This is a genomic window from Anaerobacillus arseniciselenatis (genome assembly GCF_001865995.1).
GTDB lineage: Bacteria > Bacillota > Bacilli > Bacillales > Anaerobacillaceae > Anaerobacillus > Anaerobacillus arseniciselenatis.
In genome coordinates, this window is record NZ_MLQQ01000010.1 from 1 (window position 1) to 18,335 (window position 18,335).

Below are 18,335 nucleotides of genomic sequence, written 5' to 3' on the forward strand. Positions count from 1 at the left end.
TCATTATGAAGTCCTCCTTGGTTAACTAAGTTAGGGGTCATCTCGGTGCACGATTTGACACCCCGTATCATACCAGGAGGGCTCTTTTTTTTTCAAGTCCCCGAAAATCCTTCTAACAGGAATGCTCCTTTAATAGATCAAAATTAATCGAGTGGTCATCTAAAACAATTGAGCGAAGTGAAATGCCTTTTGGAAGTCCGTCCGCATACTCATTAACGGCTTGTCTCACTTGTTCAATTGTTACTTCGATCTTTTTGTTCGCTGCTTCTCCTTTCTCGTTTTGTTTTCTTTTTTTAAAAAACAAATTAGCCACCCTCCTTAAAGCTAAAGAAATATTCGAACAACTTTTTTCCTATCAAGCGTTTTTTTTCTATCTATTTTATTATACAGCTTTCATTTGTATTTTGAAATGAAACAACCACCCTTTTTCAGGGTGGCTTTGAAAAAATTCTAAAAAGAACTACAAGAAGGTTGTAAATACTCCTCAGAGCGGTGACGAAAAGCTTTCGTTAAATGCGAAAACAATTCTTTCTTTTGCTGTAGCTTTACTTGAATATAATGAATCGCAAACTCCGTTTCTGTTTTATCACCTTTATAGCCTAATATACTTTTATGAAGTTCTCTTTCGCGTTTTATCACCATTTCCTTTTCTAACTGCTCATAATATTGAATTTCATTTTCTATACTTAAAATTTGATCGGCAATTTCAACTTGAATTTGGACGAGCTTATCAAAGTCGTTTAGGTTCATTAATATTTCCCCCTTATCTTAAGAAAGCTGTGACACAAACGAGCCACTAATAATCAAATGTTTTTTATAGTATTCGCTTTTATGTAGTTACTCCCTTTGACTAGTTATGTAGACAGATAAGAACTTTTGTAGAATTATGGAGTTAATTAATTTATTAAATATGAAAAAGCACTCCTTCGCATAAAAAGGAGTGCTTTTTTAGAAATTATTGTTGGTTTTGTTGTCCGTTTCCAGAAGCTTGCTGCTTCTTTTGAGCAGACTGTTGGTTTTGTTGTCTTACTTGTTGTGCATCAGTTTCACTAGCAAATTCTTGGCTTTGATTTTGAGCAGAAGCCTGGTTTTGCTGTCTTACTTTTTGCGCGTTAGTTTTAGATTGTTGGTTCTGTTTCATGAGTATCACCTCCACAAAACTTAATATCTCCCGGGAGATGATTTTTATTCTAAAAAAATTTAGCTTCCAAAAAATCTTTTTACACTAAAAGCGAAATCCCACCGTCAACAATAACCGTTTGTCCACGAATCATTGAGGCCTCTTCTGACAAGAGGAACATTACCGAATTTGCTAAATCACTCGGAGTGACAATTTTGCCTGCCGGTGTTCGTTTCGCAGCGGTTTCTAATATCTCTTCACGATTAGGAAAGTGTGACAAAGCATCTGTATCAACCGCTCCACCAGAAACGGCATTAACGACAATATTTTTCGGGGCAAGCTCTACCGCTAAGTACCTCGTCAATGCTTCTAAAGCCGCTTTCGAAACACCAACGACAGTGTAGTTTTCTAAGTAGCGTATCGACCCTAAAGAGCTTAATGATACGATTTTTCCGCCCCCAGTTTTCTCCATTCTTCGAGCCGCTTCTTGCGCACAGAAGAGTAATGCCTTACTATTTATATCCATTGTCCAGTCCCAGTGCGTTTCTTCTAACTCCATTAACGGTCGAAGAACTCCTGAAGCTGCATTATTAACAAAAATATCCAATCTACCGAAGCGTTCATCAATTTGCGCAAACATTTCTTCGATTTTTTCTTTTTTACCAACATTTGCTTTAACAACTAAAACGTTGCTCCCAAGCGCTTCTAATTCTTTTGCAGTTTCCTCGGCAGCCTTTTTACTTCTTGCATAGTTAATGACAAGGTCATAACCGTTTTTGGCTAAACGAAGTGCGATTTCCTTTCCAATACCTCGACTACTTCCGGTGACAAGTGCTACTTTACGTTCCATTAAAAATCCCCCTAAAAAATATGTATGCTACACATTATATCGAATAGTTGGCATTGATACTACAAAGACTATAAATGATGAGAAAAAACTCATCTGTGTTTATGAATAGTGTTATACCGAGGAGGTACTTTCATGTACGTTGGTCGTGATATGACTGAATTAACAATGATGTCAAAAAAAGACTGGACCAATAAAGAACTAGCTTTTTTTCACCAAAATTTACAACAAATGACACCGTATTTAAATTCTGAAGGAGTTACCATTCACCGAGAGATTGTTAAAGAAATTATCTCTAGAGGTGGAATGGCAAACGACGAAGCAAGTTATGAGCACGGAACAAGAGAACATTATGATTGATCGACAAGGCTCCTGACCATTTTATGGCAGGAGTTTTTGTATGAAAATAGGTACTTGGAGGTGGATTTTCTTTCACGAGCCTCTAAAATTCGATAGAAGTTTACAGTGAAGTGAAAGAAAATTCACCTCCAATTTTCATTCTAGACGGTGACGTTTATCGTCATGAGAGTTTTGTATGAAAATTCATTTTAGTTCCTTGAATTTTTGTGTATAATTTAAAATTAATACTTTTTTAATATGTACAGATGAATTTTGCCGGTAAACAAAGTTTTATTTCATAAAAATGAACTATCATCCTAAAGGAGATTTGTGAGAACATGTTCGATCCAACGATTTATGAAAACTTAAAAGTAGTAGTGGAAGGAGAAATTTATGAGCATGATTTAGACGGTGACATTCTGATAACTGATCGTCAAGATTTAGTGAATTTAGCTACAATGTCTCGTCTTTATTCCGTAAGCTTTAAAGATCACGCTGTCGATACATTTCAAGCGACACTCATGTTAGAGGCACAGTCAGAAGACCTCTATGGAGAAATTTTAGAAAATGAATTTAAAGATAATGGCTGTAAGCTAACGCTCCAATTGCAAGGGCCAATAAATGACATTCAAAACATACCTAAAGATATTCAAGAGCAATTAGACAAAAAGTGGAATTCTCGCCCGGTAATTCAGCAAGAAATTAGTTTTATCTGGGATGCAGAAAGTAGTTCCAATAATTTTTTCACGAAAATCACTTTGAATTTTGACCGAAAAATTAACGAAGACCATATATCAGATTTTACGGAAATCATTTCGCTGTTAATCGAGTCTTTACATCTTTTAAACGGAATCGCTAAGAACACTTGACGACAGACTTCTTTATTATAATAATTGAGTAATAATTTTAAAAATTCACAAAGGAACGGTGAATATGATTAATTACTCAAAAAGATTAGTATCATTAGAGACTGGCATCTTTAATCAATTACGTACATATAAGCAAGAGCAAATGAACAATGGAGTAGATATGATTGATCTAAGTATCGGTAGTCCTGATTTGACACCTCCGCCTTTTGTAATGAACGAACTTGCAAAGCATTCATTAAATGAACAGTTATACGGGTACGCTATTAATAGTACTTCAGAATTTAATAGTGCTGTGAGTAACTATTATGAACGCAAATTTAACGTTACTATCGAGAACAACGAAATCTTACAATTGATGGGTTCCCAAGATGGGCTAGCACATATATCTTTAGCCTGCTTAAACTCTGGCGATGTTGTCATTGTCCCTGACCCTGGTTACCCAATTTATTCAGCAAGCGTTCACGTTGCAGGAGGCAAGTTATATCATTTACCATTACAAGAGGAAAATGATTTTCTTCCTTCTTTAGAGAGCATTCCCGAGGAAGTGTGTCGCAAAGCTAAACTGCTTATTGTTGGATATCCTGGAAATCCAATACCGGCTGTAGCCAATGAAGAATTTTTCAAAAAGCTAGTGGCGTTTGCTAAAAAACATGAGATTTTAATTATTCACGATTTCGCTTATTGCGAACTACTTTTTGATGAAAAAAAACCACTAAGTATTTTTTCGATCCCCGGGGCACATGATGTTGCGATTGAATTTAACTCATTATCAAAAAGTTTTAACATTGCCGGAAGTCGAATCGGTTACATCGTCGGTCGAAAAGAGCTATTAGCACCATTAGCTCTATTAAAATCTCATTTTGATTATGGTGTATTTTTACCGATTCAAATGGCAGCGACGAAAGCATTAAATGAAGGTGATGTATTTTTAGCTACACAAAGGAAAACGTACCAGCAACGGCGAGACGTTTTTATTGACGAGTTAACTAAAGGTGGGTGGAAAGTCCAAAAGCCTGAGGGGGGGATGTTTGTATGGGCAAAAATACCACAGGCTTATACTTCAATGGACTTTACGTTAACCGCGATAAAAAATGGCGTCGTTGTTACGCCAGGAGATGCATTCGGTCGAGAAGGTGAAGGCTACGTACGTATGGCACTTGTACAGAATGAAGAAAGGTTGATCGAGGCAGCTAAAAGGTTATCGGAGTTAAACAGTATTGAACCTATCTGATAGTAAATGAAAACCTTAGGAGATGATTAAAAATGAAAGCTGTTGTTTATTATGAACACGGTAAACCAGAAGTATTACAAACTGTAGAATTACAAAAACCGTCCATTGGAGCGAACGAGATTTTAATAAAAGTAGAAGCTAGCGGAATTAATCCGGTAGATACATATTTCCGTTCTGGAGTCCGTCCTGTCGAGAAGTTTCCGCATATTCCCCACTTTGATTTAGGAGGAATTGTTGTCGAGGTAGGAAGTAATGTTACTAAGTGGAAAGTTGGCGACCGCGTCTGGGGAACGAATATTAAAGGAACAGCTGCTCAATTTGTTGCTGTTGGCGAAGAAGACGTTTTTCCTCTTGCGCCCCATGTATCGACGGCTGAAGGGGCTGCTTTATCCATGGCGTTTATGACTGCTCACCTCGCCTTGTTTTATCGTGCAAAGCTTGAAAAAGGTGAAAAGGTCCTTATTTTTGGAGGTGCTGGGGCCGTAGGACATGCGGCCATTCAGTTAGCGAAATCGGTTGGTGCTTACACGATTGCCACTGCTGGAAATGAAGAAAAGGCTACATTAGCTAAACAAGCTGGTGCTGATGAAGTCATACTTTATCAACAGGAAAACGTCGTTGAAAAAGTTAATGCTCTTACGAATGGAACTGGCGTAGATGTTATTATGGATGTTTCATTAAGTGAAAACATCGAACAAGACTTCCAGATGATTGCTAATGGAGGCCGAATTATCACCGTCGGATCTCCTAAAAATAACACACCAGAACTTCCTTGGCGTTTATTAAACATGAAAAATGCGTCTTTAGTTGGCGTACTTTTATTTACTGTCCCTTTGCAAAAGCAAATCGAAGCAGGGAAAGAAATTAGTCGACTGTTTGCAGAAAAGAAACTAACTGCTCTCGTTGGCAAAACATTTACTTGCGAACAAGCTGCAAAAGCTCATGAAGCACTAGAAGCCCATGAGTTCAATGGAAGTATCGTTATAACATTTGATTAATAATTAAGTCAGTTGCTCATCAATTGTGGGCTATAGAAAAGAGTGCCACTCAGCTAAGCCTCAATAATGGGCGTTTAATGAGTGGCACTTCTCATTTATCCATCCACCGTGGACCTTTTGCTTATATTGTCTTATTGTTGCGAAAATTTTTGAGCTAGACAGTTGACGAATTTCACTAGATGATTATAATATAAAGTAACAAAAGTTGATGGTCGTATATCGCCCATCTTTCTTTTGAATTAATTAGTCAAAGAAAGTCAAAGTCAATAGAATAATTTCTATTGTTTTTTATTAAACTAATGGTCAAAGTTAGTCAAATAGTACATTTAATAATTATTATTTTCAGTAGCTAAAGCCACGAAAGGCATAAAAAAGAATTACGATGAGTTCACTCATCTTTTTTAAAAGTCAATTAGTCAAATATAGTCAAAGTCAGTAAAATATTAAAGGAGGAATTTATTATGATTTGTGAAAAATGCCAAAAAAACCAAGCTAACGTTCAAATGGTCATGAATATTAACCAGCAAGAAAAACATATTAAGATTTGTTCGGAATGCTATCGCAAAATGAAGCAACCATTTAATCAGCAATTCGGTTCCTTTGATGATATTTTCAAGCAAATGTTTTCAAATTCTAATTTTCACCAAAGCGGTTTTAGTGAGCAACAAGCAAATCAGGTCCAAACTAAAAACCCTGGTAGAGGTGGTGGCTTCTTAGATCAACACGGACGTAATTTAACAGAAGAAGCTAGACAAGGACGAATTGATGCTGTGATCGGACGTGACAAAGAAGTGGAACGTCTCATCGAAGTGCTCAACCGCCGGACAAAAAATAACCCTGTTTTAATTGGTGAAGCTGGGGTTGGTAAAACAGCGATTGTTGAAGGATTTGCTTTAAAGATTACCGAAGGGAAAGTTCCTGCAAAATTAAGAAATAAAGAAGTGTACACGTTAGAGATGAATTCTCTTGTTGCCGGAACTAGCTACCGCGGACAATTTGAAGAAAAAATGAAACAACTCATTGAAGAATTACAAGAACGTGAAAATGTAATCCTGTTTATTGATGAACTGCATGTGGTCATTGGTGCTGGAAGTTCTTCTGAAGGGTCAATGGATGCCGGAAATATTTTAAAACCAGCGCTAGCTCGTGGCGACTTACAAATTGTTGGAGCAACAACACTCAAAGAGTATCGCCTGATCGAAAAGGATTTAGCTCTTGAGCGACGGTTCCAACCGATTACTGTCAAAGAACCTTCAGCCGATGAGGCTTTCGAAATTTTAAAAGGTATTCGCCCAATTTATGAAAGCTACCATGAGGTAAAATATTCAGATGACGTTTTAAAAGCGTGTGTCAATTTATCACACCGCTACATTCAAGATCGTTTTTTACCTGACAAAGCGATTGACCTCATGGATGAAGCAGGTTCAAAATTAAATTTAGTCCAAAGCCATTCTGATAAAGAGCAGATTCAAGTTCGCCTTGGTGAAATTGTCGAGGAGAAACACGAAGCAACGAAAAATGAACAATATGAAAAAGCAGCAAAACTTCGGGATGAAGAAATCGAGCTTCAACAAAAATTGAAGGATGCTCCGGTTGAGACGAAGGCTGTTACTGTCTTGCATATCGAAAAAATTATCGAAAAACAAACTGGCATTCCTGTAAGTAAACTTAACGAAAGTGAACAATCAAAATTAAAAGATTTACAATCAAGGTTAGCTAAAAAGGTTATCGGTCAAGAGAATGCCGTTGAAAAAGTAGCGAAAGCTGTGCGTCGTGGTCGGGCTGGCTTAAAATCAAAACAGCGCCCTACAGCTTCATTCTTATTTGTCGGACCGACTGGAACTGGTAAAACTGAGCTAACAAAAACGCTAGCTGAAGAGCTGTTCGGTAGTAAAGAAGCGATGATTCGGTTAGACATGAGTGAGTACATGGAAAAGCATTCTGTCTCCAAATTAATAGGCTCACCTCCAGGTTATGTCGGGCACGAAGAAGCCGGACAATTAACAGAACAAGTTCGTCGCAACCCATATTCAATCGTCTTGTTAGATGAAGTCGAAAAAGCTCACCCTGACGTCATGAATATGTTTTTACAGATCATGGAAGATGGTCGCTTAACTGATAGCCAAGGAAGAGTTGTAAGCTTTAAAGAAACAGTAATTATTATGACGTCTAACGCTGGCGTTCAGCATAAAAAGAAGAGCGCACTCGGATTTGGTGCAACAGAAAATGCAGATTATTCAAGTGTACTAGAAACATTGGCTGACTACTTTAGACCAGAGTTTTTAAATCGCTTTGACGCTATTATTGAATTTAACCACCTTGAAAAAGAAGAGTTGACGATGATCGTCGACATTATGCTCGTTGATTTAATGAACACTCTTCGTGAGCAAGGGATTAAGTTTGAAATTAATGATGACGCTAAGAAAAAGCTTGCCGAGCTTGGAAATAGCCCTGCATTTGGTGCACGTCCTTTACGCCGCGTTATCCAAGAAAAAATCGAAGACCAAATTACAGATTTGATCATCGATGAAGTGGCCGTTGAAAGTGTGAGTGTGTATGTTGAGGAAGGGGACCTAAAAGTTCAGGGGAGTTAATTATATTGAAAGGAATAATAGCTGTCCGCAAAGTTCGTTTTAGATGAGCTTGTGGACAGCTCTTTTTTGATGGTTGGTTTGTTGGTAAGTCGGTGCAAGTAAATTCTATTTATCGCAAGTAAAACATGCGTAATCGCAAGTTAAATCCAATAATCGCAAATAAAACCGCATTAACTCAATAAAAAAATCATACGATCACCGCTCCGCATTCCTATTTTTAATTCATTTCAAATCTTCTGGTCTTTTCACCAAGAAAATCTATTACAATTGTTTTAACGAAACTAATTTTAAATAATCGATTAAAAAGAGAGGTATGCTATGTACAGGTTGTATTGTAGATTGTATCAACTCACTTTTAGAGTAGCTGCTCGTTTTTTACCGTGGCGAAAACCGCAATTATTAGAAGGAGAAAATAGCTTAATTAAATTACCTCCTTTCATCAAAAGCAAAGCAATTGATAGTGTTTTGATCGTAACAGATAAGGGGATTACCTCACTTGGGTTATTAAATCGATTACTGGAAGGATTAGCAAATGTAGGAGTAACCTATGTTGTGTATGATAAAACTGTCCCAAACCCAACGATCGATACCATTGAGGACGCTTTAACCTTTTACAAAGCAAACAACTGCAAAGCAATTATTGCTTTTGGGGGTGGTTCTCCAATCGATTGCGCAAAAGCGGTTGGGGCACGTGTGGCAAGACCTGAAAAGAGCATTTCTCAGATGAAGGGACAGTTAAAGATTAGAAAAGAAATCCCTCCTTTTTTTGCAATACCGACAACAGCTGGTACAGGAAGCGAAACTACTCTTGCTGCTGTTATTTCAAACAACAAGACGCATGAAAAGTATGCTATCAATGATCCGGTGCTCATTCCACATTTTGCTGTACTTGATCCGCTACTTACAGTTAAACTTCCACCACATATTACAGCTACAACTGGGATGGACGCTTTAACACATGCAATTGAAGCATACATCGGCAAAAGTAACACAGTGGAAACAAAACGATGTAGTAAAGAAGCCGTAACATTAATTTTTGAAAACCTCTATGAGGCTTATTCAGAGGGGTCCAATATAGACGCACGTAAAAATATGCAAAAGGCCTCATATTTAGCAGGTATTGCGTTCACTCGTGCCTATGTTGGCTATGTTCATGCGATTGCACATACTCTTGGAGGTTTTTATTCTATTCCTCATGGTTTAGCTAATGCTATTATTCTGCCTTATGTACTAGAATATTACGGAAAGTCAGCGCAAAAACCGTTAGCGGAGTTAGCCGATTTAATCGGAGTGAGTAATAAAGCGGACACAGATGAACACAAGGCGAAAAAACTTATTAAAGCGATTAAAAAGCTTAATAAAGATATGAACATTCCTACTAAAATTAATGGCATTGTAGACAGAGATATTCCATTAATGGTAGAGCGTGCTTTAAAAGAAGCCAATCCACTTTATCCTGTTCCAAAAATTTTGTTAAAAAAAGATTTACAACACCTTTACGAAGTAATTAAAAAGTAAAAAAGACTCTCAATAAGTGTCTGACACTTACCGAGAGTCCCTTCTTTAATTCCGAATTTAAAAAGAACTGCTTAACTTTATTTCATCTACTAAGTTGTAATTCTCTTTTTCAACTCCATATAAAATCCATGGAGAAGGTAGTTCAAATTGATGGTTCTCTGGTAAAGATTGCGCTTCTTCTTTCGTTAAATCGATCCAAATGTACGTATCACCTTCAACTTGCTCTTTTAGTTTCCGGTAATCTTTAGCAATCGTTTCCCACAAACCTTTTTGCGACAACATGTCACTCCAGGGATAAACAACGTGTAAATAATGATCTTTTTTCTGATCGTATTTAGTAATAAGTACGCGTGTTTTTTCTTCATTTTCATAAAAAGACCATTTCTCAATATCTTCATTACAAAACAGCTCTTTAGAAGCAGGGAATGAGTAGTAGCATTCATAAGGAAAAACAGACGATGATTTCAAATATACTTCTTTTAACCACTGCTTCTTTCGTTCGATACTATCAATGTGCTTCCACGGCTTTGCACCAGTTTCAAGTGCTGATGTATCTTTGGTGACGGCACCATGTAACATAACATAAGGTTTTAACCGTAACTTTTCAACGACTCTCCGTGCTGGTATATTATACTCCTGGGTATTGGCACCTACCCACTGAATGCCATCCACCTGGAACGCTTGGTTCATAATGTAGGAAATCAATTGTGTTGCTAAATTGTTCCCTCTAAATCGACGATCACTTCTTAACCGCCCTAACATCGCATAGCGTTCTGCAAAAATTGTATAGCCACCCATACTTGCCATTTGGCCATCTATAAATAATCCATATAAGCGATGATTCTCCGTTGTAAGACTATGAAAAATCCGTACTACATAGTCATCTTCAATGCCAGTATCCATCGCTTCCAAATAGGGAAAATCTTCGCTCGTTAACATTCTGATCTGTTTATTCATTTGTATTCCTCCCTAATTCGTCGGACGTTACTTAATTGCCCCTCTTTTAAATTACCCCACCTAGAAATATTCCACCATATAGAAGTGCTCCACCAATAACATATGCTGGGTGCACTTTTAATTTTTCAAGAAGTACGTAACTAACAACTATTAAAATACTAGTTTGAATTAAACCTAATTGCGTAAAAGAGCTATCGAAAAAACGGAATGTTAAAAGACCTAAAAGAACGGCAATTGTTGGTTTTACTAAGCTTGTCATTGCTTTTACTTTAGGAGAATCTTTGAATTTCATTAATAAGCTTAATAATGCAATCATTAAAATTAATGAAGGTGCAACCGTTGCAAATACACCGACTGAAGCACCTAAGATACCACCTTGTTCATAGCCAATAAAGCCAGCCATTTTCGTGGCGATTGGTCCTGGCATTGCATTTCCTAATGCCAAAACTTCACCAAACTCTTCTACTGTAAGCCAACCAAAACGGTGAACGACTTCATATTCAATTAACGGTATCGACGCTGGGCCTCCACCGTAGCCAATTATCCCTGGGATAAAAAATGCAATAAATATCTCCCAATAAATCATGAACTTTGTTCCCCTTCTTTCTTCGTTTTCGAGGTTTTATCTGACCTAGTTAAAGCAAAAAGTAAAATTGCTACAATTACAAATCCAGGATGAATGTCTAAAATACCGATAATCACAATACTTACTAATATTAATACGATACTTTTTAGCCAACCTAGCCCTTTCCTCGAAGTTTCAAAAAACTTCCATGTTAACATTGCCATCATCACACCAACAACAGGAACAACCGCACTTGCCATTCCTTGAACCCATGCTTGCTCCCTGAATGATGCTAGTGACCCTAAAATAATAATCATTAATAAAATCGTCGGCACGATACTTGCCACAATGGCATTCGCCATTCCTAAATAACCACCAACTCTATAGCCGATATAACCGGCCATTTTTGTCGCAATTGGACCCGGCAATGCATTTCCAATTGCTAAAATATCGCTAAAATCATCATCATTAAGCCATTTATACTTTTCAACAACTTCTTTGTGAACTAACGGAATTGAAGCTGGGCCACCACCATAGCCCAGCATTCCAACACGAAAGAAAGCCATAAATATATTATATTGCTTCATTTCAGTTCTCCTTTTTCTTTGTCTAGCTTCGGTGCCTACGAGCTCGGGACACTTCAGTCCTTTTAGGAAGCCAAAAAACGGCTTCTTTCAAAGGACTTCCAGTGCCTGTCGCTCGTGAGCAAGGCACCTCCGCTTTTCTGCCTACCAAGCGGCGATGGAGCCGTCTGTTCTTGATTCTGTTCCACCTGCTAAAACGCCGGTTTTTGGGTCGCGCCAAATAATTTGGCCTCTTCCGAATCCACCTGGATTATGAGCTACTTGAATTTGATGACCCATGCGCGCTAAGCCTTGAGCAATAAAGTTTGGAACTGTATTTTCAAGCATGACAGTTTTGTCTTTCATCCATTGCCAACGTGGAGCATCTAACGCTGCTTGTGGGTTTAAGTTAAAATCAATCGCATTCATGACGACTTGCATATGTCCTTGCGGTTGCATAAAGCCACCCATTACGCCGAATGGTCCTACAGGTTGATCACCTTTAGTTAAAAATCCAGGTATGATCGTATGGAACGTTCTTTTTCCTGGTTCAAGACGATTGTCGTGACTTTCATCTAATGAGAAGTTATGACCCCGGTTTTGTAATGAAATCCCTGTCCCTGGAACGACTAAGCCAGAGCCAAATCCCATATAGTTACTTTGAATAAATGAAACCATATTTCCTTCGTTATCTGCCGTTGCTAAATAAACTGTTCCGCCTTTGGGAGGCTCACCTGCTGTAGGTGTTAACGCTTCGTCAGATATTGAGTTTCTACGCTCGTTTGCATACTCTTTCGATAAAAGGTCTGGAACTTCAACTGACATTTTATCTTGTTCCGTAATGTATTTTAATCCATCACTAAAAGCTAGCTTCATTGCTTCGATTTGTCGGTGATACGTTGAAATATTATCACGGTCACTAAACTCAAAGCCTTCAGCAATGTTTAATGCAAGTAATGCTACTAATCCTTGACCGTTCGGAGGAATTTCCCAAACATCATAGCCTCGGTAAGAAACGTTAATTGGGTCAACCCACTCAGGTTTAAATGTGGCTAAATCTTCTTTCGTAATAAAACCATTATATTTTTTCGAGAATGCATCAATTTTTTCAGCTAATTCTCCTTCATAAAATGCTTTTCCTTTTGTCTCAGCAATCAGTTTTAGCGTATTAGCATGACCTTCTGACTTCCAAACCTCTCCTACTTTTGGAGCTTTTCCGTTCGGTGCAAAAGTTTCAAACCAATGATTAAATTCTTCACCTTCTAATTGTTTACTGTAACCTTTGTACGCTTGTTCCCAATAAAAGCTTAAAATTGGAGATAACGGATAGCCGTTTTCAGCATACTCAATCGCTGGTTTTAACACTTCTGTTAATGGTAATTTCCCAAACTTTTCCGATAATTCCACCCATGCTGCAGGTGCACCTGGAACAGTGACAGGAAGCCATCCGAATTTTGGAATTTCCTCATAGCCTCTTTCTTTTACTTTTTCAATGGAGATTGATTGTGGTGCTGGTCCACTTGCATTCAAACCATGTAATTTACCTTTTGTCCATACGAGAGCAAAGGCATCGCCGCCGATCCCGTTTGACGTCGGCTCAACAACTGTTAAACAAGCTGCTGTGGCGATCGCTGCATCAATGGCATTTCCACCTTTTTTCAAAATATCTAAACCTGCTTGAGCAGCTAACGGTTGAGATGTCGCAACCATACCATTCTCAGCATATGTCGTCATTCTCTTTGACGGATAAGGATTATGTAGGGCATCATATTGTAACATTAATTTTGACCTCCTTTTTTCTATGTTCAATTATAAAACAAACAAACACATTTTTCATCGATTTTCATTCGATTTACGAAATATTTATAGTTTTGAGTGTTGAGTGTTGAGTGTTGAGTTGTTTGGCTAGCATTGCTCCGAAGCTATGCCCACATTAACTCTTCACTCTTCACTCATAACTCAAAACTCTAAAAGTTCGATCTTGACTGGCCGCCGTCAACATTTAAAGTCGCACCAACGACCCATGAAGCTTTTTCTGAAGCCAAAAATAAAGCAACATTCGCTATTTCTTCTACAGTTCCAAATCGTCCGGCTGGGATCTGTTGCTCCACAAAAGCCTTCATTTTTTCTGGGTTCTCATTAATGCGCTTTTGCCAATTACCTGTCGGATGAAGAATAGAGCCAGGAGCTACGCCGTTAACACGAATGCCATCCTTAATCACTTCATCAGCGAGTGACTTCGTAAAAGAAATCATTGCTGCTTTGGCCGCATTGTACGTCGGTTTGCCTCCAGCTTCTCTACCAAAAATAGAAGAAATATTAATAATTGATCCTGAGCCGTTATTTTTCATTACGGGAATTGCCAGTTTGCTAAAATGAACGGAAGACAAATAGTTTAAATCGATTGCTTCAGCAAATAAATCTAATTCAGTTTCTTCGGTTGTACTTCCATTACTACCACCGACGTTATTAACTAAAATATCCACCTTGCCAAAATCATTGATTAAACTTTGAAAAACACGTTCTCGTTCTTTATTACTGCTTAAATCTGCTTCATAATAAGCATCTAAGTTGTATTCCGCCGCTGTTTCAGCTAACTCTTTTTGCGTTCTAGCAGTAATGGCAACTTTGGCACCTTCTTCTTTAAATGCTTTAGCTATTGCCTTGCCAATACCTTTAGAGCCACCAGTTATTAGAACGACTTTATTCGTTAAATTTAAATTCATCTTTCATTATCCCCTCTTCCTGAAAAATTTCTCTGTTAAAAATAGTATAGGTTACTCAGACTCTAGATCGCGAAGCTCGCCCATTATTTTTTATATATAAAGAATCATCAATGGACGGTGGCCAGGCTAACTATTTTCCAAGTAAAACTCTCATAACAGTCGTAACCCTAACCACTAACCAACAAACCAACTAACCAACTGACCATCAAAAATCTAGACAGAAATTCATGATCTTTTGATGTGAAACTGGAAACGGGTATTGTTTAATTTCCGAACGATTGACCCACTTTGCCCGGTTATTACTTTCTTTTTCAGCACTTAAAAGCTCTACCTCAAATACCGTCACATTCCATTTCAAATGTGAAAAAACGTGCTCGACATGAAAGATTTCTTCACCGACACTCGTATTTAAGTGATACTCCTTTTGTAAAAATTCAACGAGTTGTGCTTCTAACGAAGTGCCTTCCGTCAATTCAACATTTGGAAATTCCCATAAACTTGCTAACAACCCTTTGTTAGGACGTTGATGTATTAATACTTCTCCTGCTTCATTTTTAACAAATCCACAAACGAGTTTTTTCGCTTTCACCTTCGTCTTTTTTACTTTGACCGGAAGCTCGCTTTGTACGCCAAGCTTAAAAGCTTCACAATGACTTTGAACTGGGCAAACAGTACATGACGGTGATGTAGGTGTACAAATTAACGCCCCTAACTCCATTAACCCTTGGTTAAATGATGATGGGTCTTCATGACTGATAAGAGAAGTGATCATTTTTTCGATGTTTTTTCTCGTTTTATCTTTTCCTATATCGTCGTACTTAGCAAAAATTCTTGATATGACGCGCATCACATTGCCGTCAACTGCAGGCTCCGGAATTCCATAGGCAATGCTAAGAATCGCTCCAGATGTATACGGACCGACACCTTTTAATTTTGAAATTTCCGCCTTTGTATTGGGGACGATCCCGTTATACGTCTCTTTAACTTCGCGTACTGCCGTCTGAAGATTTCTCGCACGTGAATAATAACCGAGCCCTTCCCATGCTTTAAGAACATCTCCTTCATCGGCACGAGCAAGAGCTTGAATCGTTGGGAACTTGCCCATAAAATTATTAAAAAACGGGATCACTGTATCCACTCTTGTTTGTTGCAACATAATTTCTGAAACCCATACTTTATATGGATCTTGATCTTCGCGCCAAGGTAAATCTCTTTGATTTGCTTTAAACCAAGTAATTAAATCTTTTTGAAAATTTTTCACAGATGTTTTATTTTCTAGTTGCATAGTCTCTCCTCTAATCGTTTTGAAACGGTTGTGTTTGAAACGCCCAACAGTTTAATTTTTCTAGCCCACCTTCAATAAACTCATCGAGTTTACTAAAAACGGGGTGATCTTTTGATTGTCTCATCTTTTTTAATGCTTGATAATGAGCAATGTTTGGTACTCGGAACATCTCTACGTACAGAAATGGCTGATCTGTTGCTACAAACCATTCAATCTTTTCAGCGCTATATTCAGGGAGTTTTTGTAATACTTCTTTCATCACTTCTTCGTACTTTTCGACTCTCGCTTCTTTTACTTTATACTCGATAAAAATTTGCAAGCTCATATTTGAAAAAACTCCTTTTTAAACTTTATAAATTCGGGTAAAACTAAATTATAATGTTTCATATACTAAAAATTGGGAGGTGCTTATTCAAGTGGATACTGCAACACACGTTGTTATGGGAATTGCGGTCGGATCAATTGCAACACTAGATCCCGTTGTCGCAAACGACCCTACACTTGCACAAACGGTGATGCTAGGTGCTTTAATTGGTTCACAAGCACCCGACTTTGATACAGTATTAAAGTTAAAAGACAATGCAAAATATATTAGAAATCATCGCGGAGTGACTCATTCCATTCCTGCTGTAATTCTATGGCCGATTTTAATCACTGCTGCCATATCTTTATTTGTACCTGGCATTAACCTTCTACACCTTTGGTTATGGACATTCTTGGCCGTTATTTTGCATGTCTTTGTTGACATTTTTAACGCCTACGGAACCCAAGCACTTTCTCCGTTTAAAAAGAAATGGATTGCTTTAGGTGTCATTTATATTTTTGACCCATTTATTTTCTTTAGTCATGTTGCAGCAATCATCATCTGGCAAATGGGCGCACATCAAGGTTTTACTTTCTTAACGCTTTATTTCATTTTAATATTTTATTATGTATGGCGTTTTTACGCACGAAATAATGTTTATAAAAAAGCACTTGAAGAGCATCCTGATGCCACTCACGTTTTTATTTCACCGTCTTTTAAATGGCGCAGGTGGCACGTCGTTATTAGAACGCCAGAAATGATGTATGTCGCTCAAGCGTTCGGTGAGAAAATTAATTATTTTGAAAGCTATCCATTTGAACCTATTCCAAATAAACCGATTATTAATGCTGCAATGCAAGACGAGAATTTAGCTGCATTTTTATCGTTTTCTCCTTCTTATCGCTGGGAAGTCGTTCGAGTAGGTGACCATCACGAAGTACGTTTTATCGACTTACGTTATCGAAGTAAAGGACATTATCCGTTTGTGGCGATCGTTAAGCTTGATGATGAGTATAACATTTTAAGCTCATACACTGGATGGATTTACAGTGAAGAAACGCTTAAGAAAAAACTTGAATTTGCGACTGAGTGATATTACAGTTTTGAATTTTGAGTGTTGAGTTTTGAGTTGTGTAAGTAAAGCTTCGAAGTTCTTTGTTTATGCTTCGAAGCTTTTTTACGTTTCTTTATCCAAATTACCGCTTTTGCAACTCAAACATTATTTTAATAAGTGTTTAAATTTTTCGTTCGTTGATGCAAACTCGTGGAGTTTTTCACCATAATGTTGGATCCATTGGGCAACAATCATTTCTGTTATGTGTTGACCTTCATAGGATCTACCAGCTTTCGCTCTTGTTGTTTCAAAATCTTCCCAAAGCGCTTCGACCCAATTGCGGGCCAAGTCATATGTTAACTCACAGTTTTTTGCTAATAACGTTTTGGCGAGGCGATCTAGTTTTTCTTCCATGATGCAACCATCTCCTATTCATTACATTAATTGCTTATTATAATCTGTTAACGAAAACTCATACTAAGATTGTACCGACTTATAAAGGGGGTTTCACCTGATGCGTAACAAAGAAAAAGGTTTCCCAAATCGAATGTCTTTCCATGGCGAGCCGCGTGCAAAGGAAGAATATTCTTCTAAGAGAGCCGATGGCACAATGAGAGATCATCCTCGAGACCGAATGAGAAACTCTAACGAAAATCGTAAATAGGACGATTTGATTATCTTTGTAAGCTTTGGATTAATCTAGGAGGTGCTAATCTTGGCAAAAAATAGTAAGGACCACCGTGCCAACTATCAAGATCCGTTCAATTCTCCACGTGCAAATCCAAAACATGCATTTATGCAAGTAAATGGTGAAACTCAACAAAGTCTTCATAACTACGTTCTGCAAATTCAAACGCGTAAAAGATCGTAGTGGTACGTGGGGTTGCTCCTATCGACTGAAATATTTGTTTTTAAACTGAGCTCTTGCAGGGGCGAGTTTAGTTTAAATCAATACTTTCGGTTGGTCTTATTAAGGGGCAGCCTTTTTATTTTTTATAAGAAGATGTTCAAAAAGCCCGGTAATACAACTAACTCAATTCGCCAACTTTTCGAACGAGCATTGAAATCGGAAATGCTTCTTCCTCTTTTTCATTTCCATCTCGATAACCCCACGCGAACACACCGTTCATGTATGATATTTTAAATAAAGTACCTTCTGCACCTTGAAGTTCATAGGTTTCTCCCGCTTTAAAATCTTCTGGATTTAATAAATATGCTTTGGCCATTGCGATCTTTCGCTCATAAACAGCTAATTCGTTAATCATTCCCATTTGCTCTGCTTTACGAGCTTTATCATTTAAAGTTGCTATTTCTTGACGAAGTTCATATTCTGAAAACTCACTATATCTTTTTTCCATGACCATT

The 18,335-nt window shown here is 37.7% G+C and carries 22 protein-coding genes; 9 read left to right on the forward strand and 13 right to left on the reverse strand.

The window, feature by feature from the left end; translation table 11 throughout:
- Nucleotides 1-112: 112 nt before the first annotated feature.
- The 4 genes from BKP35_RS07240 to fabL all read right to left on the reverse strand — a co-directional run bounded on the left by BKP35_RS07240 (nucleotide 113) and on the right by fabL (nucleotide 1,970).
- Nucleotides 113-304: a DUF3939 domain-containing protein gene (locus tag BKP35_RS07240; protein WP_071312687.1), complete on the reverse strand. Its 192-nt coding sequence runs from the start codon at nucleotides 302-304 to the stop codon at nucleotides 113-115.
- A 146-nt stretch (nucleotides 305-450) separates the two neighbouring features.
- Nucleotides 451-750 carry a hypothetical protein gene (locus BKP35_RS07245; RefSeq protein WP_071312688.1) on the reverse strand — a complete coding sequence of 100 codons (300 nt, stop codon included), beginning with the start codon at nucleotides 748-750 and terminating at the stop codon, nucleotides 451-453.
- 205 nt (nucleotides 751-955) lie between these two features.
- Nucleotides 956-1,141, reverse strand: coding sequence for a gamma-type small acid-soluble spore protein (locus BKP35_RS07250; RefSeq protein ID WP_071312689.1), 186 nt, complete (start codon nucleotides 1,139-1,141; stop codon nucleotides 956-958).
- Nucleotides 1,142-1,220: 79 nt separating this feature from the next.
- Nucleotides 1,221-1,970, reverse strand: coding sequence for an enoyl-[acyl-carrier-protein] reductase FabL (fabL, locus tag BKP35_RS07255; protein ID WP_071312690.1), 750 nt, complete (start codon nucleotides 1,968-1,970; stop codon nucleotides 1,221-1,223).
- 132 nt (nucleotides 1,971-2,102) lie between these two features.
- Between fabL and BKP35_RS07260 the strand changes: the two genes are divergently transcribed.
- The 6 genes from BKP35_RS07260 to BKP35_RS07285 all read left to right on the forward strand — a co-directional run bounded on the left by BKP35_RS07260 (nucleotide 2,103) and on the right by BKP35_RS07285 (nucleotide 9,516).
- Nucleotides 2,103-2,327, forward strand: a complete 225-nt coding sequence (locus tag BKP35_RS07260; protein ID WP_071312691.1) for a cytosolic protein — start codon at nucleotides 2,103-2,105, stop codon at nucleotides 2,325-2,327.
- 317 nt (nucleotides 2,328-2,644) lie between these two features.
- Entirely contained in the window at nucleotides 2,645-3,175 is a 531-nt protein-coding gene (locus BKP35_RS07265; RefSeq protein ID WP_071312692.1) for a hypothetical protein, read from the forward strand.
- Nucleotides 3,176-3,239: 64 nt separating this feature from the next.
- Nucleotides 3,240-4,406 (forward strand): LL-diaminopimelate aminotransferase, encoded by a 1,167-nt coding sequence (locus BKP35_RS07270; RefSeq protein ID WP_071312693.1) that lies wholly within the window; start codon nucleotides 3,240-3,242, stop codon nucleotides 4,404-4,406.
- A 32-nt stretch (nucleotides 4,407-4,438) separates the two neighbouring features.
- Nucleotides 4,439-5,404: an NADPH:quinone reductase gene (locus tag BKP35_RS07275; protein WP_071312694.1), complete on the forward strand. Its 966-nt coding sequence runs from the start codon at nucleotides 4,439-4,441 to the stop codon at nucleotides 5,402-5,404.
- 461 nt (nucleotides 5,405-5,865) lie between these two features.
- Entirely contained in the window at nucleotides 5,866-7,998 is a 2,133-nt protein-coding gene (locus tag BKP35_RS07280; RefSeq protein ID WP_071312695.1) for an ATP-dependent Clp protease ATP-binding subunit, read from the forward strand.
- 318 nt (nucleotides 7,999-8,316) lie between these two features.
- On the forward strand, nucleotides 8,317-9,516 hold the full coding sequence (locus tag BKP35_RS07285) for an iron-containing alcohol dehydrogenase (RefSeq protein WP_071312696.1): 1,200 nt from the start codon (nucleotides 8,317-8,319) through the stop codon (nucleotides 9,514-9,516).
- 57 nt (nucleotides 9,517-9,573) lie between these two features.
- Here the strand turns inward: BKP35_RS07285 and BKP35_RS07290 are convergent, their stop codons facing one another.
- The 7 genes from BKP35_RS07290 to BKP35_RS07320 all read right to left on the reverse strand — a co-directional run bounded on the left by BKP35_RS07290 (nucleotide 9,574) and on the right by BKP35_RS07320 (nucleotide 15,937).
- The gene (locus tag BKP35_RS07290) at nucleotides 9,574-10,473 is read right to left on the reverse strand and encodes a GNAT family N-acetyltransferase (RefSeq protein WP_071312697.1); all 900 of its coding nucleotides are present in this window, start codon (nucleotides 10,471-10,473) and stop codon (nucleotides 9,574-9,576) included.
- Between the two features lie 46 nt (nucleotides 10,474-10,519).
- Nucleotides 10,520-11,059: a chromate transporter gene (locus BKP35_RS07295; protein WP_071312698.1), complete on the reverse strand. Its 540-nt coding sequence runs from the start codon at nucleotides 11,057-11,059 to the stop codon at nucleotides 10,520-10,522.
- Nucleotides 11,056-11,625, reverse strand: a complete 570-nt coding sequence (locus tag BKP35_RS07300; RefSeq protein ID WP_071312699.1) for a chromate transporter — start codon at nucleotides 11,623-11,625, stop codon at nucleotides 11,056-11,058. Before BKP35_RS07300 ends, BKP35_RS07295 begins: the two co-directional genes overlap by 4 nt.
- Before the next feature lie 141 nt (nucleotides 11,626-11,766).
- Nucleotides 11,767-13,380 carry a gamma-glutamyltransferase gene (gene ggt, locus BKP35_RS07305; protein ID WP_071312700.1) on the reverse strand — a complete coding sequence of 538 codons (1,614 nt, stop codon included), beginning with the start codon at nucleotides 13,378-13,380 and terminating at the stop codon, nucleotides 11,767-11,769.
- A gap of 188 nt (nucleotides 13,381-13,568) precedes the next feature.
- A complete protein-coding gene (locus BKP35_RS07310; RefSeq protein ID WP_071312701.1) occupies nucleotides 13,569-14,327 on the reverse strand; it encodes an SDR family NAD(P)-dependent oxidoreductase in 759 nt (252 codons plus the stop codon).
- A 205-nt stretch (nucleotides 14,328-14,532) separates the two neighbouring features.
- Entirely contained in the window at nucleotides 14,533-15,612 is a 1,080-nt protein-coding gene (gene mutY, locus BKP35_RS07315) for an A/G-specific adenine glycosylase (RefSeq protein ID WP_071312702.1), read from the reverse strand.
- A 10-nt stretch (nucleotides 15,613-15,622) separates the two neighbouring features.
- Nucleotides 15,623-15,937 carry a hypothetical protein gene (locus tag BKP35_RS07320; protein WP_071312703.1) on the reverse strand — a complete coding sequence of 105 codons (315 nt, stop codon included), beginning with the start codon at nucleotides 15,935-15,937 and terminating at the stop codon, nucleotides 15,623-15,625.
- A gap of 91 nt (nucleotides 15,938-16,028) precedes the next feature.
- On the opposite strand from BKP35_RS07320, the gene BKP35_RS07325 reads away from it, so the two are divergent.
- Nucleotides 16,029-17,009, forward strand: a complete 981-nt coding sequence (locus tag BKP35_RS07325) for a metal-dependent hydrolase (protein ID WP_071312704.1) — start codon at nucleotides 16,029-16,031, stop codon at nucleotides 17,007-17,009.
- Between the two features lie 126 nt (nucleotides 17,010-17,135).
- Here the strand turns inward: BKP35_RS07325 and BKP35_RS07330 are convergent, their stop codons facing one another.
- Nucleotides 17,136-17,384 carry a YfhJ family protein gene (locus BKP35_RS07330; RefSeq protein WP_211274606.1) on the reverse strand — a complete coding sequence of 83 codons (249 nt, stop codon included), beginning with the start codon at nucleotides 17,382-17,384 and terminating at the stop codon, nucleotides 17,136-17,138.
- Nucleotides 17,385-17,484: 100 nt separating this feature from the next.
- Here BKP35_RS07330 and sspK point away from each other — a divergent pair, with 100 nt between their 5' ends.
- Together sspK and BKP35_RS18855 are read left to right on the forward strand one after the other, a co-directional pair.
- Nucleotides 17,485-17,634, forward strand: coding sequence for a small, acid-soluble spore protein K (gene sspK, locus BKP35_RS07335; RefSeq protein WP_071312706.1), 150 nt, complete (start codon nucleotides 17,485-17,487; stop codon nucleotides 17,632-17,634).
- Between the two features lie 51 nt (nucleotides 17,635-17,685).
- Nucleotides 17,686-17,841: a YpzG family protein gene (locus tag BKP35_RS18855; RefSeq protein ID WP_084031503.1), complete on the forward strand. Its 156-nt coding sequence runs from the start codon at nucleotides 17,686-17,688 to the stop codon at nucleotides 17,839-17,841.
- 157 nt (nucleotides 17,842-17,998) lie between these two features.
- On the opposite strand, the gene BKP35_RS07340 is transcribed toward BKP35_RS18855, so the two are convergent.
- Nucleotides 17,999-18,334, reverse strand: a complete 336-nt coding sequence (locus BKP35_RS07340; RefSeq protein ID WP_071312707.1) for a YfhH family protein — start codon at nucleotides 18,332-18,334, stop codon at nucleotides 17,999-18,001.
- Nucleotide 18,335: the final 1 nt, after the last annotated feature.